The organism is Streptomyces sp. NPDC000229, assembly GCF_040300825.1.
Lineage (GTDB): Bacteria > Actinomycetota > Actinomycetes > Streptomycetales > Streptomycetaceae > Streptomyces.
This window is the reverse complement of sequence record NZ_JBEPEL010000062.1, coordinates 21,773-44,907: the sequence shown is the minus strand read 5'-3', so window position 1 is coordinate 44,907 and position 23,135 is coordinate 21,773. Positions and strand designations below refer to the sequence as shown.

Here is a 23,135-nt window from a genome sequence, read left to right as displayed (position 1 = left end):
ACGGACGGTCGTTGTCACGACGGAAGCCACCCGAGGCCGGACACGTCGAGCTAATCGACGTTTGTGATTCGAATAAGGAATCGGATGGGCTCCGTGGAAATCAATTCCGACCGGAGCGAGAGAGACTCTATACGTCCACGCTCGAACTTGTCCAGTCCGAGGCAACCGTTCAAATCTACCTCCCCACGTCACCCGTGTCAACGGGTTTTGTGGGCGAAGAGGAGACTAGCAGGTCAGCGAGGCCGCGCGCACATCAGGCGGCGGTGGGCAGGTCGGCGCTGCGGTCGGGGGTCTCGACGTCGCCCATTGCGCCGGCCCTGGCCGCGCGCCCGCCAAGGACGTACACGTACGCGAGGAAGGCCAGCTCAGCGCCGATGCCGATGGTGATGCGGGCCCAGGTCGGAAGGCCCGAGGGGGTTACGAAGCCCTCGATCACGCCCGAGACGAAGAGAACCAGGGCCAGGCCGAGGGCCATGCCGAGAGCTGCGCGGCCCTGCTGGGCCAGGGCTGTCCGGCGAGGCAGCGGGCCCGGATCGATGAGGGTCCAGCCGAGGCGGAGACCGGTGCCGGCGGCGACGAAGACGGCGGTGAGTTCCAGCAGGCCGTGCGGGAGGACGAGCCCCAGGAAGGTGTCGAGGCGGCCGGCCGAGGACATCAGGCCGAGTCCGACGCCCAGATTGAGCATGTTGAGGAAGAGGATCCACAGCACCGGGACGCAGAGGAACGCGCCGAGGACCAGGCACATGGCCGCTGCTTGCGCGTTGTTCGTCCAGACCTGGGCGGCGAAGGAGGCGGCCGGGTGGCTGGAGTAATAGGTCTCGTACTCCCCGCCCGGCCGGGTCATCCGGCGGAGCTCCTCCGGCGCGGCGATGGAGGCCTGGACCTCGGGGTGCGTGCCGATCCACCAGCCGATGACCGCGGCCAGGAGCGTGGAAAGGACGGCCGTCGGGATCCACCAGTGACGTGAGCGGTAGACCGCGGCGGGGAACCCGGCGGTCAGGAAGCGGACCGCATCGCGCCAGGAGGCGCGGCGGGTGCCGGTGACCGTGGCGCGGGCGCGGGCGACCAGCTGGGTGAGCCGGGCTGTGAGTGTGGGGTCCGGTGCGCTGGACTGGATGAGGGAGAGATGGGTTGCGGTGCGCTGGTAAAGAGCGACCAGTTCGTCGGCCTCGGCCCCGGTGAGGTGGCGGCCGCGTCCCAGGAGGTGGTCAAGGCGGTCCCACTCGGCGCGGTGGGCGGTGACGTAGACGTCGAGGTCCATGATCGGCTGCTGCTCCAGGCACTGGTGCGTACGGTTCGTCCTACGGCGGCGCGCTGGTGGTCAGCTTGGCAGACTGGCGTGCGGAGGGGTTGGGAAGGTCGAAGAAGGGTGGGCGCTGTGAGCGGGGTTGTGACGGGCGACGCGGTCGTACTCGGCTTGCAGCCGGCGAGGCTGCCGAGCAGGGCGCTGGCTCTTGCCATCGATCTTGTCGTGGTGTGGGCGGCGTACCTGCTGATATCGGTCGGGCTGGCGATAGCCACCGCCTCTCTGGACGAAGCCGCCGTCACGGCGGTGTCGATCGCGACCTTTTTGCTCGTCCTGGTGGGCGGGCCCATAGCGGTGGAGACGCTCAGCCACGGGCGTTCGCTCGGGAAGCTGGCCTGCGGTCTGCGGGTGGTGCGGGACGACGGGGGGCCGATCCGGTTTCGGCACGCGCTGGTGCGGGGGGCGATGGGGGTCGTCGAGATTCTGATGACCTTCGGCGTCGTGGCGTGCATCGCGTCGCTGGTGTCGGCCCGGGGCCGGCGGATCGGTGATGTCTTCGCGGGGACGCTTGTCGTGCGCGAGCGGGTTCCGGCGGCGCGGGCGGCGGCCCTGCCCCCGCCGCCGCCCTGGCTGGTCGGGCGGTTCACGCAGCTGGATCTGTCGGCGGTGCCGGATGACCTGTGGCTGGCGATACGCCAGTACCTGACGCGGATGCGGCAGCTCGACGCGGAGGTGGGGCGGTCTCTGGCGGAGCGGCTGGCCGACGATCTGGTGGTCCGGACGGGTACGCCTCCACCGCCCGGTGTGCCTGCGGCGGAGTTTCTGGCCGCGGTGGTGAACGAGCGGCAGGCGCGGGACGCCCGGCGTGCGTTCGCCCCGGGGGGTGGCGGGCCGGTGGTGGGTGCCGGCGTCCCGGGGGCGGGGGGTGGTGCCCCGGTTGTCGGGGTGCCGGTGGTCGGTGCGTCGGTGGTGGGGTCCCCGGCGGTGCGGGGTGGTGAGTCCGCTGTGGTCAGGGGTTCGGCGGGCGAGGCTGGTGGGGCCGTCGGGAGTACGCCGCCTGCTACCGGGTTCGCCCCGCCCGCGTAGGGCGGCTGGGGACGCGACGGGTCAGGGGAAGACCGACGGTGGGGTCTGGAGGTCCTCGAGCTCGATGCCGGGGGCTGCGAGGACCACGTCGCCGGCGATGTGGACCGTGTGCCGTTCGCCCGTGTCGAGGGCGCTGACCTGGTATTCGTCCACGGTCAGGGGGCCGTTGTCAGTGGTGTGCGCTTCACTCTTCACCAGGGCCCACGACTGGTCGACGGTGAGGGGTGCGAGGACCGGGTCCGTGAAGGCGACGAGGCGGACTCGGGTGGGGGGAGAAGCGGGGGTGAGGCGCAGCAGGCGGGATGTCGCGACGAGGAATGCCGGGGACGTGCCGGTGAAGGCGTGGGCGCGCACATTGCCTTCCGTGGCATGGGTTCCGGTGGGGTCTGTGCGGACCCAGGTGACGCCGTCGAGTGCGGCGCCGCGGACCTGCCAGCTCGCGGCGTGCAGTTCGAGGCGGATGGGGCGGCCGAGGTCGTCGAGGGTGAGGTCGACGGAGCCGGCGTGATCGCCGGAGGGAGTGGTGATCTGGGAGACGTAGCGCCAGCCGGAGGGGCCGGGCGCGCAGTTGAAGTGCTCTTCACCGAGGGGGGTGTGATCGTGCGGATCATGGAGCGAATAGCGGCCGCGGGGCATGGGTCCTCGGGTCCTCGGGATCGGCGGTAGGGGCGACGCCCGGTACGGGGCAGGCCCCCGGCACGGGGGTGCGGGGGCCTGCCTGATACCTGCTTCGCTGCTTACCCGTTACCGGCTGCTGCGGGCGTGCGTCAGTGCACGGGCGCCGTCAGTAGCGGTAGTGGTCGGGCTTGTAGGGGCCTTCGACCTGGACGCCGATGTAGGCGGCCTGCTCGGGGCGGAGCGTGGTGAGCTTCACGCCGAGCGCGTCGAGGTGCAGACGGGCGACCTTCTCGTCGAGGTGCTTGGGCAGCACGTAGACGTCGGTCGGGTACTCCTCGGGCTTCGTGAACAGCTCGATCTGGGCCAGCGTCTGGTCCGCGAAGCTGTTGGACATCACGAACGAGGGGTGACCGGTGGCGTTGCCCAGGTTCAGCAGGCGCCCCTCCGACAGCACGATGATCTTCTTGCCGTCGGGGAAGGTCCAGGTGTGGACCTGCGGCTTGACCTCGTCCTTGACGATGCCGGGGATCTTCGCCAGACCCGCCATGTCGATCTCGTTGTCGAAGTGGCCGATGTTCCCGACGATCGCCTGGTGCTTCATCCTGGCCATGTCGGAGGCCATGATGATGTCCTTGTTGCCGGTGGTGGTGATGAAGATGTCGGCCAGGCCGACGACCTCGTCGAGAGTGGTGACCTGGTAGCCGTCCATCGCCGCCTGGAGCGCGCAGATCGGGTCGATCTCGGTGACGATCACCCGGGCGCCCTGGCCCCGCAGGGACTCCGCGCAGCCCTTGCCGACATCGCCGTAGCCGCAGACGACCGCGACCTTGCCGCCGATCAGGACGTCGGTGGCACGGTTGATGCCGTCGACCAGCGAGTGACGGCAGCCGTACTTGTTGTCGAACTTCGACTTGGTCACGGCGTCGTTGACGTTGATCGCCGGGAACAGCAGCGTGCCGTCACGGTGCATCTCGTACAGACGGTGGACACCCGTCGTGGTCTCCTCCGTGACACCACGGATCTCCGAGGAGAGGAGGGTCCACTTCTGCGGGTTCTCGGTGAGGGTGCGGTTGAGGAGGCGGAGGATGTGGCCGTACTCCTCGCTGTCCGCGGTGGACGGGTCCGGGGCCTCGCCGGCCTTCTCGAACTCGACGCCCTTGTGGACCAGGAGGGTGGCGTCACCACCGTCGTCCAGGATCATGTTCGGGCCGCCGGTGGGCGTGTTCGGCCAGGTCAGGGCCTGCTCGGTGCACCACCAGTACTCCTCCAGCGTTTCGCCCTTCCAGGCGAAGACCGGGACGCCCTGGGGGTTGTCCGGGGTGCCGTCGGGGCCGACCGCGATGGCGGCGGCTGCGTGGTCCTGGGTGGAGAAGATGTTGCAGGACGCCCAGCGGACCTGCGCGCCCAGGGCGACCAGCGTCTCGATCAGCACGGCGGTCTGCACGGTCATGTGCAGGGAGCCGGTGATGCGGGCGCCGGCGAGCGGCTGGGCCTCGGCGTACTCCTTGCGGATCGCCATCAGGCCCGGCATCTCGTGCTCGGCGAGGGTGATCTCCTTGCGGCCGAACTCGGCCAGGGAGAGATCGGCGACCTTGAAGTCCTGTCGGTTGGCGACAGTCGTCATTTCGAGCTGCTCCTCGTATTGGGTCGAGGGTGGGTACGGCTGGCTCTGCGAGGTGGTCGGACACAAGGATGCCCGGTACCCGCAGTGCAGTCGTCGGAGGCCCTCTCTCCCTCGGCCGGTCCGTCGTGGACCGCCCGACCGCCATCAGCAGCGACGTCTGGCTCTGGTCACGAATCTACACCGATCGGTCGGGGGGCCCACAGTCCACCCGCGATCGGATTCCGTGATCGGTTTGCGTGGGCGGATGTGGCGAGGCAGGCGAAGAGACCGCGATCATGGGCGTTTTCAGGTGTGACCGAGTGAGTAAGGGGTGGCGATGAGACCGGGGCGTGGGATGCGGATCGCCGGGTGGGTGCTGGTTCCGCTCGGGGTGGGGGTCCTCGTGGGGTGCGCGGTGGGCTTCGTGGGCGGGTATGCGGGGCACACGATCGCTTCGTCGTCGATGGAACCGACGTACGCCCCGGGCAGTCGGCTCTTCTTCGAGAAGGTCGAGCCCTCGGAAGTGCGGCGTGGGGATGTGGTCGCGTATCGCATGCCGGAGCGGTACGAGGGCGAGCTCGTGGTGCAGCGGGTGATCGGGGTCGGCGGCGACCGGGTCGTCAGCGACGGCACGGCGGTCACCTTGAACGGTGAGCCGCTGGTGGAGCCGTACGTCCGGGGTGGGGACCCGGTCGGGGACGGGATGCGGTACGACGTGACGGTGCCGGAGGGCCGGGTGTTCGTGCTGGGGGACGACCGCGGCAACTCCAGGGACTCGCGCTACTTCACGGACGAGAGCCCCGGCGGGACCGTGCCGGTGGGCGTGGTGAGCGAGCGCGTCCTGGAGAGCGGCACCGTGCCGGTGCTGCTCGGTGTGGGGATGGTCGGCGGGGCGATTTCCCTGATCGTCGGGGGCGGGCTCGGGCTCGCCGGGTGGCTCACCGGGCGTCGGCCCGGTGCGGATGCGGGCATATGAGCGAGGCCCCCATCCCTCGCGGGTGGGGGCCTCATCCCGTCAGGAGGCGGGGGTGGCGGGCTTGGTCTCCCGGTAGATGTCCGGCTCCAGGTAGATCACCCGGGCGATCGGCACGGCGGTACGGATGCGCTCCTCCGCGGCGTCGATGGCGGCCGCGATCTCGGAGGCCGTGTCGTCGTGCTGGACGGCGATCTTCGCGGCGACCAGCAGCTCCTCGGGGCCGAGGTGCAGCGTGCGCATGTGGATGATGCCGGTGACGGTCTCGTTGTCGACGAGCGCCTCTTCGATCTTCTTGACCTCGTCGACGCCGGCGGCCTCGCCGAGCAGCAGGGACTTGGTCTCCGCGGCCAGGACGATCGCGATCGCGATGAGCAGGATGCCGATGCAGAGGGTGCCGATGCCGTCCCAGACGCCGTCGCCGGTGGTGATCGCCAGGCTGACGCCGACGAGCGCCAGGATCAGACCGACCAGCGCGCCGAGGTCCTCCAGGAGGACGACCGGGAGCTCGGGCGCCTTGGCGCGGCGTACGAAGTCCTTCCAGGAGAGGTTGCCGCGGACCGCGTTGGACTCCTTGATGGCGGTCCGGAAGGAGAAGGTCTCGGCGATGATCGCGAAGACCAGGACGCCGACCGGCCAGTACCAGGCCTCGATCTCATGGGGGTGCTTGATCTTCTCGTAGCCCTCGTAGATGGCGAACATGCCACCGACGGAGAAGAGGACGATGGAGACGAGGAAGGCGTAGATGTAACGCTCACGGCCGTAGCCGAAGGGGTGCTGGGGCGTGGCCTCGCGCTGGGCCTTCTTGCCGCCGACGAGCAGCAGGCCCTGGTTGCCGGAGTCGGCCAGTGAGTGGACGCTCTCGGCAAGCATCGAGGACGAACCACTGAAGAGGAACGCCACGAATTTGGCCACAGCGATCGCTAGGTTCGCGGCGAGCGCCGCCACGATCGCCTTGGTTCCGCCTGACGCGCTCATGCGTGCGGGTGTCCTTCCTGGATGCTGCTGGATGCTGCTGGCTGCTTCGGGGGGTGGTTCGTACGGCGGCACATTGTTGCAGCAGCGGCGGCGGGCGGTGCGTCAGGCCACCACTGTGGCGCGGAACGCGGTGCCCGTACCGGACAGTTCGGCCTTTTCGCCTGCGGGGATGAAGACGGACTGCCCTGGGGTGAGGGTGGTGTCGTTCGCCCGTGGGGTGCCGGAGGTGGCGAGGACGATCTGGGGGGTGGGGGCGGTGATGTCGACGGGGACGGCGCCTTCGGACCGTACGTAACGGGAGAGACGGAACTCGTCGACCGGCGTTTCGTAGACCTCTTCGCCGGAGGGTGAGGCTTCGGGGCGCAGGACGCCGGGGTCGTGGGCTTCGAAGCGGACGACCCGGAGGAGTTCCGGGATGTCGACGTGCTTGGGTGTGAGGCCGCAGCGCAGGACGTTGTCGGAGTTCGCCATGATCTCGATGCCGAGGCCGCCGAGGTACGCGTGCGGCACTCCGGCCCCCAGGTAGAGCGCCTCGCCGGGCTGGAGCCGGACGTGGTTGAGCAGCATGGCGGCGAGGACGCCCGGGTCGCCGGGGAAGTGGTGTGCGAGGGCGGCGTACGGGGCGTGGGCGCCGCCGAGGCGGTCGCAGGCGGCGGCGGTCTCGGTGACGGTGGCCGCCATCTCGGTGGGGTCGGCGGAGAGGACGGCCGTCAGGACCTCGCGGAGGGCGGCGTCCTCGGGGTGGGCGTGGAGGAGGTCGACGTACGGCTTGAGGGAGTCGACCTCGAGCGCGGCGAGGAGCTCGGCGGTGCGGTCGGGGACGCGGAAGCCGCAGAAGCCCTCGAAGGGGGTGAGGGCGCAGATGAGTTCGGGCTTGTGGCTGGCGTCCTTGTAGTTGCGGTGCGGCGCGTCGATGGGGACGCCGGCGCGTTCTTCGGCGGCGTAGCCCTCCTGGGCCTGCGTGAGGTCCGGGTGGACCTGGAGGGAGAGCGGGGCGCCGGCCGCGAGGATCTTGAGGAGGAAGGGCAGGCGGGGGCCGAACCTGGCGACGGTGGCCGGGCCCAGTTCGCGTTCCGGGTCGGCTTCGATGAGGGCGGAGAGCGGTTGTTCCCCGTGTCCGGCACGGTGGACGCGGGAAGGGGCGCCGGGGTGGGCGCCCATCCACATCTCGGCCTGGGGTTCGCCGGTGGGGGCGACGCCGAGCAGTTCCGGGATGGCCGTCGTGGAGCCCCAGGCGTATGGGCGGACGGTGTTGGAGAGGCGGTCCATGCGTCGTCTTTCCTTGCGTCTGTGCTTGCCTTGCGGCCCCGGGGGTGGGGGATGCCGGGCCGACGGGCGGGGCGGGGCGTCAGGTGGTGTGGAGCCGGGAGGTCAGCGCCAGGTAGACGGCCGCGAAGTCCGTCACCGCGAGCAGTTCTGCGAAATTCTCCAGGTCGGTCGTACCGTCGTCACGGGTGGGAGTGTCCTCGTCGGGAGGCGTGCCCATGTCGGTCGGCGCACCCATGTCGTCCTGCGTGCCGTCGCCGGTCGTGCGGTCCTCGGGTTCGAGTTCGCTGATGGTGGTGTCGTGGCTCAGCGCGAGTTCGCGTGCGGCGGGCGCGGCGGTGAGGCCGCCGACCGGGCGGTCGCGGAGCAGGACGACGCGTGCGTGCAGGGCTTGCGCTTCTTCGACCCGGTCGCGGAAGAAGTCGTCGGGGTCGGCGCCGCCCGCGAAGTCACCGGCGAGGAGCACCCGGTGGGCGGCCAGTGCCTCCGGGAGCTCGGCCGCGAAGGCCGGGCGGCCGGCCAGCTCTGCCAGGAGGGAGGCGAACCGGCGGCCGATCGGGGCGGCGGTCGGGCCCTCGGTCCAGATGAGCGGGAGGGTGTCGGCCAGTTCGGCCGCGAGGGTCTTGGCAGGGTTGCTGTACGTGGCGACGGCCGGGCCGCAGCGTTCGGCGGTGCGGTCGAGGCGGTCGGCGACCCGCTGGAGGGTGTCGGCGGGCGCGGTGACGAGGCCGACCCGGTCGAGCAGCGCGAGGAGCGGCGTGAACAGGGCCCACAGGGCGGCGGGGCTCGCCGCCTGCGCTTCCTCGTCGGTCAGCTCGTGCGGGGCGACCGCCATCGGGACGACGAGGCCGTGCGTACCGTCGACGGCCTCGGCGAGCGGGGAGCGGCGGGGGGCGACGGCGACGACGGTGACTCCGCGGCGGTAGGCCTGCTCGGCGAGCAGGGCGAGGCCGGGTTCGCTGCCGTCGGTGGTGGTGATCAGGAGCAGGTCGACGGAGCCGGCCCAGCCGGGGAGCGCCCAGCGGAGGGCGCCGGCGGCGGCTGCGACGCCGGTGGAGTGCAGGCGGGCCACGGGCGCCGAGGCGCCGGCCAGGGTGGCCACCAGGTCGGCGACGCAGGCGGCCGCGGTGCCGGGGCCGGCGATGAGCACGGCGCGGGGGCGGCCTTCGGGGTTCAGCTCGGTGACGCCCGCTTCGGCGGCGTGGCGGGCGGCCGTGCGTACGCGCGCGCCGGCTTCGGCGGCCCCGCGGAGGAGACCGCGGCGGTCGACTCGGGCCAGGGCGTCCGGGTCGTCGAGCAGCGTCTCGTCGAGCATGAGGTGGGGCCTCCGATCGCCGTGCGGGTGAAGTGCGGTTCCGCGCGGCGCCGGGGTGCGGCGCCTTGCGGTGCGCGTTGCGGGTTTCCCGTGCGCGTCGCGGTACGCGTGGCGGTTTCCCGTACGCGGTGCCGGTAGGCGGTTCAGGTACGTGTTCCAGTACGTGTTCCGGGTTGCCCGTACGCGGTTCCGGTACGCGGTGCCGGTACGTGTTCCGGGTTGCCCGTACGCGGTTCCGGTGGGCCGTCAGGCGGGGCGGCGGGCCTCGTCCACGAGGAGGACCGGGATGCCGTCCCGTACGGGGTAGGCCAGGCCGCAGTCCGTGCCGGTGCAGATCAGCTCGGGGTTCTCGGCTGCCGTGCGGTCGTTGAGCGGGGCGTGGCAGGCCGGGCAGGCGAGGATCTCCAGGAGGCCGGCTTCGAGCGGCATGGGGTGGGTCCCTTCGGGCGGCATGGGGTGGGGCGTTTCGTACATCGGTGGTGTCGTGCCTGGTGCGCGCGCCAGGTGGTGCGCGTCGGGCCACGTCAGCCTACCGCCGGGGGGCGGGGGGATGCGGCTTTGGCGGGGGCGGGGTCTTGTCCTCCGCCCCCGCGCCCCCGTTCCCGGAACCGGCCCCGGTCGCGCGGGGTGGAGGTGTGCCTAGGGGGTGCGGATGAGGGTGAGGACCTCGTCGCGGAGCCGGGTCATCGTCGGTTCGTCGCGGGCCTCGACGTTCAGGCGCAGCAGCGGTTCGGTGTTGGAGGGGCGGAGGTTGAACCACCAGTCCGCGCCCGTGACCGTGAGGCCGTCGAGGTCGTCCGTCGTGACGCCGTCGCGGGAGGCGAACGCCTCGCGGACCGCCGCGGTGCGGCCGGGCTGGTCGGCGACCGTGGAGTTGATCTCGCCGGAGCCGGCGTAGCGGTCGTACGAGGAGACCAGCTGGGACAGCGGCCCGGTCTGGCCGCCCAGGGCCGCCAGGACGTGGAGGGCGGCCAGCATGCCGGTGTCCGCGTTCCAGAAGTCGCGGAAGTAGTAGTGCGCGGAGTGCTCGCCGCCGAAGATGGCGCCGGTACGGGCCATCTCCTCCTTGATGAAGGAGTGGCCGACCCGGGTGCGCACCGGTGTCCCGCCGTTCTCGCGGACGACCTCCGGCACGGACCACGACGTGATCAGGTTGTGGATGATCGTGCCCGTGCCGCCGTTCCTGGCGAGCTCGCGCGCCGCGACCAGCGCGGTGATCGCCGAGGGGGACACCGGGTCGCCCTTCTCGTCCACCACGAAGCAGCGGTCGGCGTCGCCGTCGAAGGCCAGGCCCAGGTCGGCGCCCTCCTCGCGCACCCGCTTCTGCAGGTCGACCAGGTTGGCCGGGTCCAGCGGGTTGGCCTCGTGGTTGGGGAAGGTGCCGTCCAGCTCGAAGTACATCGGCACCAGGTCCAGCGGCAGGCCCTCGAAGACGGTGGGGACCGTGTGGCCGCCCATGCCGTTGCCCGCGTCCACCACGACCTTCAGCGGCCGGACGGACGAGAGGTCCACGAGGGTCTTCAGGTGGGCCGCGTAGTCGGTGAGGGTGTCCCGCTCGGTGAGCGTGCCGGGCGTGGGCGCCGCTTCGGGGGCGCCCGTCTCCAGCCACTTCTCCGCGAGCTCCCGGATCTCCGAGAGGCCCGTGTCCTGGCCGACCGGGGCCGCACCCGCGCGGCACAGCTTGATGCCGTTGTACTGGGCGGGGTTGTGCGACGCCGTGAACATCGCGCCCGGCAACCCGAAGCGCCCCGACGCGAAGTACAGCTGGTCCGTGGAGCACAGGCCGATCAGCGTGACGTCCGCGCCCCGCCGCGCCGCACCCCGCGCGAACGCGCCGGACAGGCCGGGCGACGAGGGGCGCATGTCGTGACCGATCACGATCGCGTCGGCACCGGTCACCTCGACGAACGCCGCGCCGAAGAGTTCCGCCAGCGGCTCGTCCCACTGATCCGGCACCACTCCGCGAACGTCGTACGCCTTCACGATCCCCGACAGATCACGAGACAGATCAGCTGTCACTTCCCCGCACCCTCCTGCAAGCCCTGTGTGGTCCACCCGAGGGTGGAGCACACAAACTACCCGTAGAGGGCAGGGCCTCAGGAGTCGGGAGAGCGCAGCACCCGCAGATGTCCACGGCGCCCGACCTCCACCGGGTCACCGGCCCGGCCGCCGGGCTTGCCGCCGGCCTGCGCGGCGCGTTCCTGGGGGCGGGCCGCTTCGCGTACGGCGTTGGCGAGCGCTTCGAGATCGTCGCCGCTGGGGCGGGCCGGGGCGGAGCCGTCCGAGAGCCGGACGACCTCCCAGCCGCGTGGCGCGGTCAGGCGCTCGCTGTGCTCGGCGCACAGGTCGTAGCAATGGGGCTCGGCGTAGGTGGCGAGCGGGCCGAGGACCGCTGTCGAGTCGGCATAGACGTACGTCAGTGTCGCGACGGCAGGGCGGCCGCACGCGGTGCGCGAACAGCGACGTACAGGGCTCACGACGTTGGACGGTACCGCACTCTTGAGCGGGCCGCGACGACTCTCCACCAGGTCACTCGCCCGTGTCGCGGTGTGACGTCCCGCACAGGGGCCCCGGAAAACGCTCGGCTGACCTGCGCGGGAGGTGTCGTCCCGGGTGCGGGGCGGTTGGCCTGCCGAACACCACTCCGAATGAATCCGGTCATTCCTCATGAGTCGACCGATCGGACCAAGGTGTCGAATCGCGCCGAAGCATGGCCGGAATGCTCAATCTGCGACATGCCCTCGGCGTGGCGCGCGGCACGATCGTCATACGCCGGGGAGAGCTACCCTGCCTCAGTGATGGACAGTCCCGTACCGCCCCGCCCGGCCGAGCCCCGGCCACGCCGCCGAGACCGCCACGGCCGCGGCATGCGCGGGCCCGTCGCCCCGCCCCAGGTACCGCTCTCCGCCAGCCGCGCGGACACCTTCCGCGATCTCGTCCAGGACTCGGTGGAGCGGCTGGAGCGGCGCTGGCCGCAGCTGGCCGACGTCGATTTCCTCGTGCTGGAAGTGCCCGTGTCCCCCGAGGAGTCCGTACCGCTGGGCGTCTCGGTACCGGCCGGCCGTGACCGGCCCGCGCGGGTCATCGTCTACCGGCGGCCGGTCGAGCTGCGCGCCAAGAACCGGGACGAGCGGGCCCTGCTCGTCCACGAGGTCGTGGTCGAGCAGGTCGCCGAGCTGCTCGGGTTGTCCCCCGAGTCGGTCGATCCGCGGTACGGGCAGGACTAGCCCCCCGGCGGCCCATCCGCGGTACGGACGGGACCGCCGCCCCGAGACGGCCATCCGCGGTACGGACAGGGCTGCCCCCGAGGCGGCCGATAATCCGGCCGCACGGGCAGGGCTCTTCCCGAAGCGGCCCATCTCCCGCACGGGCAGGACTGCCACCGAGTCGGCCGATCCGGCCGCACGGGCAGGGCTAGCCGCCGAGGACCGACAGGTCCTGCCGCGCCGTCGGGACCTCCACCGTGCCGCGGTCGTCGGCGAGCGTCTGCACGGTGAACATCGGGATGTCGTCGTCCGGTTCTGCCAGCGTGCGCGCCGCGTGCACCGGGCCGCCCGAGACCGTCTCGACGGTCAGCGCGTACGAGCCCTTCAGCCCGGCCGGCACGGGTGGGGTGACCGCCAGCGTCGTACCCGCCTTGACCGTGTACGTCTTGGTGGCCGGCGTCCCGCCCTCGGTGCCCGCCGACGCGGTGACCTTGACCTCCGCGGCCTCCCCGGGCGCCGTCAGCGACAGGGTGGTGCCCTTGGCGCGGTTGTCCGCCGCGGTCGCCCGCTCCCCCACCGGTCCGGTCGCCGGGATGAACGCCACCTCCTGGCTCTCGCCCTTGCCGCGCACGACCCGCAGCGCGGCGACCACCGGGGCCGCCCGCCCCTTCTGCGCCGGGGACAGCAGCAGCGAACCGGCCTCGCCGCGCGTGACGTCCTTGAGGTCGACGGCCGCGGTCATCCCCGACTTGACGTGCAGGCTCTCGGCGGCGGCCGGGGTGATCGTGCCGGTCGGGCTCGCGAGCTGGATCTTCAGGTCGGCGTCGTCCTCGCCGGGCGCGTACGCCACCAGCCGTACGGACGTGGCGTCCGCCGGGATGCCGGGAAGGACCAGTGTCCCGGCCGGGTCGGCCGACGCGGGCAGCCAGTCGCTGCCGAGCTTCTCGTCGGCGGAGCGCACCACCGCGCCGACCCGCCCGCTGCGGGTGGTGGCGTGGACCGTGACGTCCTCGGCGGCCGGGTCGGTCGTCAGGGTGGACAGCAGGACCGGCACGCTGGACCGGGCGGGGACCGTGACGCCTTCGGTGAGCTGGGACTTCAGGGCGCCGTCCGGACCGTACAGCTCGATGTCGACGACGGTCGCCGTGTCGTCGGGGTTGGTCAGGTGGACGTAGTCCGCGCGCTGCGTGGCGGTCGAGGCGCCCGGGAACCAGAAGTCGGTGTCGGGCGCGGTGCAGCTGACGCCGAGCAGGCCGCGCGAGCCGCCGGCCGGGACCTTGGTGGTCTGCTGGGTGGTCCAGCCGGGCGCGAGCCGTCCGGAGGCGGAACCGACCAGGGCGGGGGCGTCGCCGCCGTCCGCCTCGGCGGAGACCGGCTTGCCGGGCTGGGCGAGGCTGAGCACGGACTTGTCGGCGGCCGGGGCCTTCTTGGCCGTACTGGCCTTCTTGGGGTCCGCCGTCGTCTCGTCCGCGGTGGCGGCGGACGGCTTCAGCTCCGCCTGGCCGCCGCCCTCGCCCTCGCCCGCCGGGGTGAACGACGTGTACACGGTCTCGGCGACCTCGGAGTTGCTCGGCGCCGGGCACAGCAGGCTGGAGCGCTCGACCGGGAGACGTGCGGGGGCCTTGGCGACCGTCGGCGTCCCGGCGTCGGCGCCTGGGGTGGTCAGGGCGGCGAACCCGGTGACCGCGGCGAGGGCGGTGACGGCGGCGGCGAGGGAGAGGGTGGTCCGGTTCACTGGTTGCTGCTCCCGTCGGGACGCTGCTCGTCGTCGTACTCGTAGCCGTGACCCGGCGGGTACTGCTGGTCGTACTGGTCCTGCGGATACTGCTGGTCGTACTGGCCCGGCGCGTACTGGCCCTCGTACGGCTGCTGATACTGCGGATACTGCTCGTACTGCTGGTACTCGGGGTACTGCTGGTACGGGTCGGCCGCCTGGTACTGCTGCTGGTCGGCCGGGTAGGCGGCGTACGTCTGGGCGCCGTCCCACTCTCCGTAGGAGGGCTGCTGCGGCACCCCGTCCACGGTGTGCGCCGCGTACGGATCGGCGTCCGGTACGGGTACGGGCGCGGGGGACGGCTCCGTCTCCGTGGCCGTGTCCGCCTCCGCCGCCTCGGCGGCCGCCGCCGCCCGCAGCCGGCGCGCCCGGCGGCCGTCGCCCGCCAGGTCCTCGGCGGTCACGGCGGGCTGCTCCTCCTCCGGCAGGTCGTCGTCCACGTCCCGGCGACGGCCCGGCAGGGCCAGTACCAGGAGGACCACGGCCAGGGAGCACTGGGTCCAGATCCAGACGGTGTGGCCGAAGGGGTCCTCGTACGTCAGGTCCAGGCGCCCGCCCCCGGCGGGCAGCTCGAAGCCCTGCGCCCAGCCGTCGACGACCGTCTTCTCCAGGGGGCGGCCGTCGATCGTGGCCTGCCAGCCCTCGTCCGCGCGGTCCGCGATACGCAGCACGCGGCCCGGGCCGCCCGGCGGGATCTCGGTGTGCGCCTCGACCGGACCTGCGGCGACCGGCAGCCGCTCGCCCTTGCCGCCGCCCGGGACGATGGTGGCCCGCGCGACCTGGCGGTCGACCCGCCACAGCGCGCTGCCGTCCAGTTGGCTGAGCCGGGTGAGCCCCGGCGTGGCGTCCAGCACACGGCTCATCTGGCGCGGCGCCCCGTCCCGTACCAGCACGTAACGGATCGCGAAGCCGCTCAGCTGGTCCGTCTGGTCCGCGCCGGAGCCGGCGACCAGGTGGGCGACCACCTTGTCGAGGCGCGGGTCACCGCCGCCCACCGCGGTCAGCTCGGCGTCACCGAGGCGGGCGCCGGAGCCGCGGAGCAGGGTGTACGGGACCTCGGCGGACGAGGTGCCTCCCAGAACGAGGGTGCGGGGCTGGTCGCGGGTGTCGCTCTCCTCGGCGACGAACGCGGGCACCTGGACCGGGTCGCGCCGCTCCAGCGGCCCGGCCGCGCCGCCGATCATCCAGCCGGCCGCGGAGACGACCGGGCCGGTGGCGGCGGCCAGCGCGATCAGCACGGCGACGGGCTGGCGCCAGCCGAAGCTCTGCGAGGCGACGCGCGTACGGCCGCCCTCCGCGCCGAGCATGCCGGCGGCCAGCAGCGCGATGCCGTACACGAGGGTGGCGGGCCCGGCCCAGCCGGAGCCGTCGCCGGAACCGTTGACGAGCACCGCGAAGGCGAGGGCGACGACGGCCGCGACCCACGCCGTACGGATGGCGAACTGCCGCTCGGCGCGCAGCAGGGCCGCCAGTGCCGCCAGGACGACGCCGATCAGGACGAGCCCGCCGGCCGCCTTGGGCCCGCCCGGCGAGACCCCCAGCAGGTCGAGCGGGGTGGCCGGTCCCGTACCGAACGCCATCCCGGCCTCCTCGAAGAGGGCGGACGGGTCGGTGAGCAGCGAGAGCGACCAGGGGGCTAGCAGCAGCAGCGGTGCGCCGACGGCGGCCAGGAAGCGCAGCCCGTACGCCACGATGTCGTCGCGCCGCAGCGCCAGCACCACCACACCGAGGACGACCGCCAGCGGCCAGACGACTGGCGTGAACGCCATGGTGAAGGTGAGCAGGAAGGCGTACGCCCAGGTGGCGCGCCAGCTGCCCCGCCCTTCTCCACGGAGTCCGTGGGCCGCGACGGCGGCCCGGGCGATCAGCGGCAGCAGGACCGCGAGGACGGCCGTGCCGAGCCTCCCGGTCGCGAGGGCGCCGGTGGCGGCGGGCAGGAAGGCGTACGCGACGGCCCCCCAAGCACGCAGCAGCCGGGACTGGACCAGGGAGCGGGAGGCGAAGTACGCGGTGATGCCGGCCAGCGGCACCGAGCAGACGAGCAGCACGGTGAGGGCGAGACCGGTGGAGCCGAGGAACACGGCGGAGAGGGCGGCGAGGACCGCGAGGTACGGCGGGGCGGTCTGGGTGCCGCCGGTGCCGAGCGGGTGCCACGCGTCCGCGTACCGGCTCCACAGGTCCCCGACTCCGTCGGGGACGGGCAGCAGCGCGCCGCCCGCGAGGGAGCCGCCCCCGAACAGGCCGCGGCAGGCCACCAGGGAGACGATCAGCAGCAGGGCGAAGAGGACCGGCCCCGGCTTGCGGGCGATCTTCTTGACGCGGGCGAACTGCTCGATCTCCAGGTAGTCGGCGTCGTCGCCGCCGGGGCCCGACTCGACCGCGCCGTGCCGTGAACCGCCCGAATCGGCGTCCGTGCCGCCGAAGTCGGACATGACCTGTTCGACGGTGGCACGGACGGTGGCGCCGGGCGGGGGGAACAGCGGCCGCAGTTCGGACGCCTCGACGGCCCTCCTGCTCCTTCTGCGGCGGGCCGCGATGATCCGCTCGGGCCGCAGCAACGTGCCGAACAGGCCCATGACTTCGTCGACGGCCTGGCCGGGCGCCTTGCCGACGAGGTACGCGAGGGTGCGGAGCAGGGTGCCGATGACGAGGCGGACCAGGACCCAGGGGAAGGCGATGCCGCGCGCGTTGGCGAGCAGCGTGTAGACGGCGCCCGCCTTGTCGACGCGGTGGGGGCTGGCGACGGAGCGGCCGGCGCAGTCGACGGTGCGCCGCTCGCGCGCGGACGCCTCGGCGTGGCGGAGGACGGCGTCGGGGGCGACGAGGACGCGGTGGCCGGCGGAGTGGGCGCGCCAGCACAGGTCGACGTCGTCGCGCATCAGGGGGAGGCGACGGTCGAAGCCGCCGAGCTCCTCGAAGACGTCCCGGCGGATGAGCATGCCGGCGCTGGAGACGGACAGCACCGACCGGACCTGGTCGTGCTGGCCCTGGTCCTGTTCCCGACGGTCCAGGCCGGTCCAACGGCGGCCGCTGTTGGCGATGGAGACGCCCACTTCGAGGAGTTGCTTGCGGTCGTACCAGCCGCGCAGCTTGGGCCCGACGATCGCCGCGTACGCGTCGCCGTCCGCGACGCGGAGCAGCTCGGCGAGGGCGCCCGGCTCGGGCGCGGCGTCGTCGTGCAGCAGCCACAGCCACTGGACGGGCTCGCCGTGCGGCAGCTCGGGCATGTCGTACGCCTCGTCGCGCCAGGTCCTGCTGACCGGGTCCCACCCGCTGGGCCGCTTCAGGTACGGCAGCTCCTCGGGGCCGAGGACGGGCGCGGTGCGGGCGGCCTCGTCGACGGCGGCGCCGAAGCCCGTCCGCCGCGCGAGGTGGAGCACCCGGTCGTCGCCGATGGCCTCGGTGACCAGCCGCGCGGAGTCGTCGGCGCTGCCGGTGTCGGCGGCGACGACGTTCTGTACGGGGCGTTCCTGGCCGAGCAGCCCGGCGAGGACGTCCGGCAGCCACCGGGCGCCGTCGTGGGACACGAGCACGGCGGTGACGACGTGCCGCGGGAACTCGGGCTGCTGCGTGGGGGAAGCGGGGGTGAACGCGGCTTGGGTGGCGGACATCGGGTTACGGGCCCTCCGGCCGGGGGTCGCCCGCGGGGGGCGTTGGAGCGTCTCGGACGGAGGCCCACACTAATGGCTGGCACGACACCGGTCCGCCGCCTGTGGACAGAGCCCGGGCGGGGGACCGTTCTTTACGTACGCGTGTGCGCGGTTTGGCCGATCGGCACCCTTCGCCGGCCGGTACCGGGCCCGGTCCCGCATGCGCCGGGGGCCGTGTCCTTGCCGCGGGCCGTATCCCGCCGGGGGCCCATCCCGCCGGGGGCCGTATCGCGCCGCGGCCGCCCGGCTCGGCGCTCGGTCGTCGTTGCGGCAGTCGGCCGGTGGCCTTCACGGCGGCCGGCGCGGTGCCCTCCGGGCGGGGCCGTGCGAGCGGGCGCTCCTGGCGGCCGGGCGCCCGACGACGGTCCGGGGGGTGCCGACGGGTGGCTGCCGGCTGTGCCGCGGCGCCCGGTCGGTGCCTGGCGCCCGGTCGGCGGGCAGCCTGGGGCTCCGCTCGCGTGGCGGGGCGCCCGGGGGCCGGAGAGGCGCGCTCCGGCGGTGGCCGGGGGCGCCGGACGCGCACGCTCCGGGGTGGCCGGGCGGCGCCGGGTGGTGGGGTCAGAACGCGGCGGCGGACGCCACGTCAGACCGCGGCCTTTTTCAGGCGGCGGCGCTCGCGCTCCGACAGACCGCCCCAGATTCCGAATCTTTCGTCATTGGCGAGCGCGTACTCGAGACATTCCGAACGGACTTCGCACGCGAGGCAGACCTTCTTGGCCTCGCGAGTGGATCCGCCCTTCTCGGGGAAGAAGGACTCCGGATCGGTCTGGGCGCACAACGCGCGCTCCTGCCAGCCGAGTTCCTCATCCGCGTCCTCGACCAGCAGTTCCTGGAACAACTCGGTCATGTGCGCCCCTCGTCGGTCTTTGCGTCCCCGTGATGTGGCCGTTTGTCGAATTTTTCGGCCGAACGACACGAGTGAAATTACAAGTGCGGTGCTCCGGGCCAGTCAAGCCGGGATCTGCTATTGGCCCCGGTATTCACTCTGCGGAACCAAGGTTATGCGGAAAGTGTTCAAATCAGCAAAAATGAGACACATGCCGCTACCCTGCCCGCACCCTCCCTTTCACCGCCTCTTCAAGGGAGGACGTCCGCCGCTTCGATCTTGTTGCGGCCGAGCCGGTGAAGCGACCCGGATCACAGTCAGGTCACGAGGAGGCGGTGACGTTTGCGCGGGCGGTTGCTGCGGCATGTGTCCTGGCCTCTTCCAGCACAAACCTTTCTCCGGACGGAGTAACCGGATGAGGTGAAACATTTCCGCCAAATCGGGCATTGGGTTGACAGACGTAATCGAGCCGGTCACCTTTGATGGCATGCCAGCGACCACAGCGCTCCTCGCGACCCACGCCCGTGGGTCCCACCGCGCTGCCCGGGCTCTCCAGCCGCTCTGTCGCTGTTGCTGTCGCTGTTCCAGCTGTTGATGCCGTAGCGCTCCAGCGCCTCTCCCCAGCGTCTGCTTTCCGCCTTTCCCGCGTGTACCGCTTCCGGTTTCCGGACCTGTTTCTCTCGAGGAACCCCCGCATCCCATGAACAGCGACAGCGACCTCCAGATCGCCGGCGACATCCTCGCCGTACAGCACCTTCTCCAGCCCGCCAAGGAGCACCCCTCCACCGTGGCCGAGTTCGTCGGGCTGGCGCGCTCCATCGCCGCCGACCGGACCCAATGGGCCCACCTCGTCGAGTACGACGCCACTACCCGCTGGTACCACCGGCTGCGCACGGGGCCCGGTTACGAGGTGTGGCTGCTGTCCTGGGTGCCCGGACAAGGCACAGGTATGCATGATCATGGCAACTCTTCCGGCGTACTGACCGTCCTCGAGGGCGAACTGACGGAACGTACGGAAAAGGGCGCCCGGATGCTCACCGGCGGCGCACAGCGGGTCTTCGCGCCCGGGTACGCGCACGATGTCGTCAACGACTCGCTCGAACCGGCCGTCAGCCTGCACGTCTACTACCCGGGCCTGACCGACATGCCGATGCACGGCACCGGCTGCTCCACCCCACGGACCGCGGATGTCGTAGTCGCCTGACAGACTGCTCCGCATGCGCATTGTGGTTCTGGCCGGCGGCATCGGCGGTGCCCGTTTTCTGCGCGGCCTCAAGCAGGCCGCGCCCGACGCGGACATCACGGTCATCGGCAACACCGGTGACGACATCCATCTGTTCGGGCTGAAGGTCTGCCCCGACCTCGACACGGTGATGTACACCCTGGGCGGTGGCATCGACGAGGAGCAGGGCTGGGGGCGTGCGGACGAGACGTTCCAGGTCAAGAGCGAGCTCGCCGCCTACGGGGTGGGGCCCGAGTGGTTCGGCCTCGGCGACCGCGACTTCGCCACCCACATCGTCCGTACGCAGATGCTGGGCGCCGGTTACCCGCTGAGCGCCGTGACCGAGGCGCTGTGCGCCCGGTGGAAGCCGGGGGTGCGGCTGCTGCCGATGTCCGACGACCGGGTCGAGACCCATGTCGCCATCGAGATCGAGGGCGAGCGCAAGGCCGTCCACTTCCAGGAGTACTGGGTGAGGCTGCGCGCCTCCGTGGACGCGCAGGCGGTCGTGCCGGTCGGCGCCGAGCAGGCCAAGCCCGCGCCCGGGGTGCTGCAGGCCATCGGCGAGGCCGACGTCGTGCTCTTCCCGCCGTCCAACCCGGTCGTCTCCATCGGGACCATCCTCGCCGTGCCCGGCATCCGCGAGGCGATCGCCGACGCGGGCGTGCCGGTCGTGGGCCTCTCCCCCATCGTCGGGAACGCACCGGTGCGCGGGATGGCCGACAAGGTGCTCGCCGCGGTGGGCGTCGAGGCCACGGCCGCGGCGGTCGCCCAGCACTACGGCTCCGGGCTGCTCGACGGCTGGCTCGTCGACACGAGCGACGCGGGCACGGTCGGCGAGGTCGAGGCGGCCGGCATCCGGTGCCGGGCGGTGCCGCTGATGATGACCGACGTGGACGCGACGGCGCAGATGGCGCGTGAGGCTCTGGCCCTTGCCCAGGAGGTGCGTGCGTGACGCCTCCCTCGTACCGGGTGTGGGCGCTGCCCGGGCTGCCGGAGGTGCAACCCGGTGACGACCTCGCCAAGCTGATCGCGGCCACCGAGCCGGGGCTGGCCGACGGTGACGTACTGCTCGTCACGTCGAAAATCGTCAGCAAGGCGGAGGGGCGGATCGTCGCGGCGGACGACCGCGAGGCGGCGATCGACGCCGAGACGGTACGGGTGGTGGCGCGGCGCGGCACCCTTCGTATCGTCGAGAACCGGCAGGGCCTGGTCATGGCCGCGGCCGGGGTCGACGCGTCCAACACCCCGGCGGGGACGGTGCTGTTGCTGCCCGAGGACCCGGACGCGTCCGCGCGGGCCATCCGCGACGGGCTGCGGGACGCGCTCGGCGTGGACGTCGGTGTGATCGTCACGGACACCTTCGGGCGGCCGTGGCGCAGCGGGGTGACCGATGTGGCGATCGGCGCGGCCGGGGTGCGGGTGCTGGACGACCTGCGCGGCGGTACGGACGCGTACGGCAACCCGCTCGTCGCCACCGTGGTCGCCGGGGCGGACGAGCTGGCCGCGGCCGGGGACCTGGTGAAGGGCAAGGCGGCGGGGCTGCCGGTCGCGGTGGTGCGGGGCCTTGCGCACCTGGTCGTCGCCGAGGAGGACGACGAGGGCGCGCGGGTGCTGGTGCGGGACGCGGCGGACGACATGTTCCGGCTCGGTACGTCCGAGGCGGTGCGGGAGGCGGTGACGCAGCGGCGGACGGTGCGGGAGTTCACGGACGACCCCGTGGACCCAGGTGCGGTCCGGCGGGCGGTGGCCGCCGCCCTGACGGCGCCCGCGCCGCACCACACGACGCCGTGGCGGTTCGTGCTGCTGGAGTCGGAGGAGTCGCGGGTGCGGCTGCTGGACGCGATGCGGGACGCGTGGATCGCGGACCTGCGGGCCGACGGCCTCGGCGAGGACGCCGTCGCGCGGCGGGTGCGCCGCGGGGACGTGCTGCGGCGTGCGCCGTACCTGGTGGTGCCGTGCCTGGTGATGGACGGCTCGCACCGGTACGGGGACGCGCGGCGTGACGGGGCGGAACGGGAGATGTTCGTGGTCGCGGCCGGGGCCGGCGTGCAGAACTTCCTGGTGGCGCTGGCGGGTGAGCGGCTGGGGTCGGCGTGGGTGTCGTCGACGATGTTCTGCCGGGACGTCGTACGGGACGTGCTGGACCTGCCGGGTGACTGGGACCCGATGGGCGCGGTGGCCGTCGGACGGCCGGCGGGCGTGCCCCGGCCGCGGGCGGCGCGGGAGGTGGAGGAGTTCGTCGAGGTGCGGTGAGGCGGGCACGGTGCGGCGGGTGCGGTGTGGTGCGGTGCGGCAAGTGCGGTGCGGCGGGTGCGCGGTGAGAGGGGTGCGGTGACGCCGTGCGGGACGGGGACGGGGACGGGGACGAGGTCTAGAGCGCCGCGATGTTGCCCGGCGTGAAGCGGGGGCCGTGGCGGGGCGGGATGTGGCCGCTGAGGAGGATGAGGCGGGCGGCGCGGTGGCGTTGGCCCGCGTAGGGGGACAGCAGTTCCAGCATCTCGTCGTCGTCGGCGTCCCGGCGGCCGGCCAGGGCGTAGCCCACGATGCTCGGGAGGTGGTAGTCGCCGGTGGTGACCGCGTCGGGGGCGCCGTTGCTGCGCTGGACCGTCTCGGCGGACGTCCACGGGCCGATGCCCGGGATCAGTTCCAGGCGCTGCCGGGCCTGCTCGGGTTCCATCGTGGCGGCCTCCTCCAGGCGGCGGGCCACCCGGACGGCGCGGATCACCGTGGCGGAGCGCTTCGAGTCGACGCCCGCGCGGTGCCATTCCCAGGACGGGATCAGCGCCCATGTACGCGGCTCGGGCATCACGTACAGGCGGTCGTTCGGGCCCGGCGCGGGATCGCCGAACTTCCGTACGAGCAGACGCCACGCCCGGTAGGCCTCGTCCGTCGTGACCTTCTGCTCCAGGATCGAGGGGATCAGCGACTCCATGACCAGCCCGGTCCGGGTCAGCCGCAGCCCCGGACGGCGCCGCTCGGTGGCGGCCAGCAGCCGGTGGCGCGGGGTGAACGCGGACGGGTCGTCCTCCGCGCCGAGGAGCGCCGGGAGGCGGTCCAGGAGCCACTGGGCGCCCGCGCCCCACGCCTCCGCCTCGACGGCACCGCCACGCGCCGCGACCCGCAGCGTCCCCGGGCCCTCCGGGGTGCGGCTGGTGCGCCAGACGGAACCGTCGGGTGCCGTACGGAACGTGGGGTCGGCCGGACCGCGCCGCAGCGGTCCCAGGGCGAGCCCGAGGTCCAGCGGCCAGGGCGGGGTCCAGCTCCGGGTGCGGGGAGGTGAGGCCTGCGCGGGTATGGCGACCTGTCCGCCGCGCACGGTCGTGCGGGTCGGGCGTGGTGCGTAACGGCCTGCCACGTCGGTACGGTCCTCGG

At 72.6% G+C, this 23,135-nt stretch carries 19 protein-coding genes; 6 read left to right on the top strand and 13 right to left on the bottom strand.

Annotation, left to right across the window (positions count from 1 at the left end; all coding sequences use genetic code 11):
- Positions 1-253: 253 nt before the first annotated feature.
- The gene (locus ABT360_RS25690) at positions 254-1,261 is read right to left on the bottom strand and encodes a stage II sporulation protein M (protein WP_351820987.1); all 1,008 of its coding nucleotides are present in this window, start codon (positions 1,259-1,261) and stop codon (positions 254-256) included.
- A gap of 117 nt (positions 1,262-1,378) precedes the next feature.
- Here ABT360_RS25690 and ABT360_RS25685 point away from each other — a divergent pair, with 117 nt between their 5' ends.
- Positions 1,379-2,332 carry an RDD family protein gene (locus tag ABT360_RS25685; protein ID WP_351820984.1) on the top strand — a complete coding sequence of 318 codons (954 nt, stop codon included), beginning with the start codon at positions 1,379-1,381 and terminating at the stop codon, positions 2,330-2,332.
- 21 nt (positions 2,333-2,353) lie between these two features.
- Here ABT360_RS25685 and ABT360_RS25680 read toward each other — a convergent pair whose 3' ends face one another.
- Together ABT360_RS25680 and ahcY are read right to left on the bottom strand one after the other, a co-directional pair.
- Positions 2,354-2,968 (bottom strand): hypothetical protein, encoded by a 615-nt coding sequence (locus ABT360_RS25680; RefSeq protein WP_351820981.1) that lies wholly within the window; start codon positions 2,966-2,968, stop codon positions 2,354-2,356.
- Positions 2,969-3,116: 148 nt separating this feature from the next.
- The gene (ahcY, locus tag ABT360_RS25675; protein WP_351820979.1) at positions 3,117-4,574 is read right to left on the bottom strand and encodes an adenosylhomocysteinase; all 1,458 of its coding nucleotides are present in this window, start codon (positions 4,572-4,574) and stop codon (positions 3,117-3,119) included.
- A 316-nt stretch (positions 4,575-4,890) separates the two neighbouring features.
- On the opposite strand from ahcY, the gene lepB reads away from it, so the two are divergent.
- The gene (gene lepB, locus ABT360_RS25670) at positions 4,891-5,529 is read left to right on the top strand and encodes a signal peptidase I (RefSeq protein WP_351820977.1); all 639 of its coding nucleotides are present in this window, start codon (positions 4,891-4,893) and stop codon (positions 5,527-5,529) included.
- A 39-nt stretch (positions 5,530-5,568) separates the two neighbouring features.
- On the opposite strand, the gene ABT360_RS25665 is transcribed toward lepB, so the two are convergent.
- The 6 genes from ABT360_RS25665 to ABT360_RS25640 form a co-directional block, all read right to left on the bottom strand.
- Entirely contained in the window at positions 5,569-6,504 is a 936-nt protein-coding gene (locus ABT360_RS25665) for a cation diffusion facilitator family transporter (protein ID WP_351820974.1), read from the bottom strand.
- A gap of 102 nt (positions 6,505-6,606) precedes the next feature.
- Positions 6,607-7,773, bottom strand: coding sequence for a mannose-6-phosphate isomerase, class I (gene manA, locus ABT360_RS25660; RefSeq protein ID WP_351820971.1), 1,167 nt, complete (start codon positions 7,771-7,773; stop codon positions 6,607-6,609).
- Positions 7,774-7,852: 79 nt separating this feature from the next.
- Positions 7,853-9,085: an SIS domain-containing protein gene (locus ABT360_RS25655; RefSeq protein WP_351820968.1), complete on the bottom strand. Its 1,233-nt coding sequence runs from the start codon at positions 9,083-9,085 to the stop codon at positions 7,853-7,855.
- A gap of 246 nt (positions 9,086-9,331) precedes the next feature.
- Complete coding sequence (locus ABT360_RS25650) at positions 9,332-9,514, bottom strand: Trm112 family protein (RefSeq protein ID WP_351820965.1); 183 nt, start codon at positions 9,512-9,514, stop codon at positions 9,332-9,334.
- A gap of 210 nt (positions 9,515-9,724) precedes the next feature.
- Positions 9,725-11,092, bottom strand: a complete 1,368-nt coding sequence (locus ABT360_RS25645) for a phosphomannomutase/phosphoglucomutase (protein WP_351820990.1) — start codon at positions 11,090-11,092, stop codon at positions 9,725-9,727.
- An 89-nt stretch (positions 11,093-11,181) separates the two neighbouring features.
- On the bottom strand, positions 11,182-11,610 hold the full coding sequence (locus ABT360_RS25640) for a DUF3499 domain-containing protein (RefSeq protein ID WP_073757778.1): 429 nt from the start codon (positions 11,608-11,610) through the stop codon (positions 11,182-11,184).
- A gap of 273 nt (positions 11,611-11,883) precedes the next feature.
- Between ABT360_RS25640 and ABT360_RS25635 the strand changes: the two genes are divergently transcribed.
- Complete coding sequence (locus ABT360_RS25635) at positions 11,884-12,312, top strand: metallopeptidase family protein (RefSeq protein ID WP_351820962.1); 429 nt, start codon at positions 11,884-11,886, stop codon at positions 12,310-12,312.
- 187 nt (positions 12,313-12,499) lie between these two features.
- On the opposite strand, the gene ABT360_RS25630 is transcribed toward ABT360_RS25635, so the two are convergent.
- The 3 genes from ABT360_RS25630 to ABT360_RS25620 form a co-directional block, all read right to left on the bottom strand.
- Positions 12,500-14,026: a DUF5719 family protein gene (locus tag ABT360_RS25630; protein ID WP_351820959.1), complete on the bottom strand. Its 1,527-nt coding sequence runs from the start codon at positions 14,024-14,026 to the stop codon at positions 12,500-12,502.
- A complete protein-coding gene (locus ABT360_RS25625; protein ID WP_351820956.1) occupies positions 14,023-17,676 on the bottom strand; it encodes a glycosyltransferase family 2 protein in 3,654 nt (1,217 codons plus the stop codon). The genes ABT360_RS25630 and ABT360_RS25625 overlap by 4 nt, the downstream gene beginning before the upstream one ends.
- 622 nt (positions 17,677-18,298) lie before the next feature.
- Complete coding sequence (locus tag ABT360_RS25620; protein WP_023588371.1) at positions 18,299-18,562, bottom strand: WhiB family transcriptional regulator; 264 nt, start codon at positions 18,560-18,562, stop codon at positions 18,299-18,301.
- 679 nt (positions 18,563-19,241) lie between these two features.
- On the opposite strand from ABT360_RS25620, the gene ABT360_RS25615 reads away from it, so the two are divergent.
- Genes ABT360_RS25615 through ABT360_RS25605 form a run of 3 tightly spaced genes read left to right on the top strand, consistent with a single transcriptional unit; the run spans position 19,242 to position 22,016 of the window.
- Positions 19,242-19,745, top strand: a complete 504-nt coding sequence (locus tag ABT360_RS25615) for a cysteine dioxygenase (protein WP_351820952.1) — start codon at positions 19,242-19,244, stop codon at positions 19,743-19,745.
- 13 nt (positions 19,746-19,758) lie between these two features.
- Positions 19,759-20,715: a 2-phospho-L-lactate transferase gene (gene cofD / locus ABT360_RS25610; RefSeq protein WP_351820949.1), complete on the top strand. Its 957-nt coding sequence runs from the start codon at positions 19,759-19,761 to the stop codon at positions 20,713-20,715.
- Complete coding sequence (locus tag ABT360_RS25605; protein WP_351820946.1) at positions 20,712-22,016, top strand: coenzyme F420-0:L-glutamate ligase; 1,305 nt, start codon at positions 20,712-20,714, stop codon at positions 22,014-22,016. Before cofD ends, ABT360_RS25605 begins: the two co-directional genes overlap by 4 nt.
- Before the next feature lie 118 nt (positions 22,017-22,134).
- On the opposite strand, the gene ABT360_RS25600 is transcribed toward ABT360_RS25605, so the two are convergent.
- Positions 22,135-23,118 carry a DNA-3-methyladenine glycosylase family protein gene (locus tag ABT360_RS25600; RefSeq protein ID WP_351820943.1) on the bottom strand — a complete coding sequence of 328 codons (984 nt, stop codon included), beginning with the start codon at positions 23,116-23,118 and terminating at the stop codon, positions 22,135-22,137.
- Between the last annotated feature and the right edge of the window lie 17 nt (positions 23,119-23,135).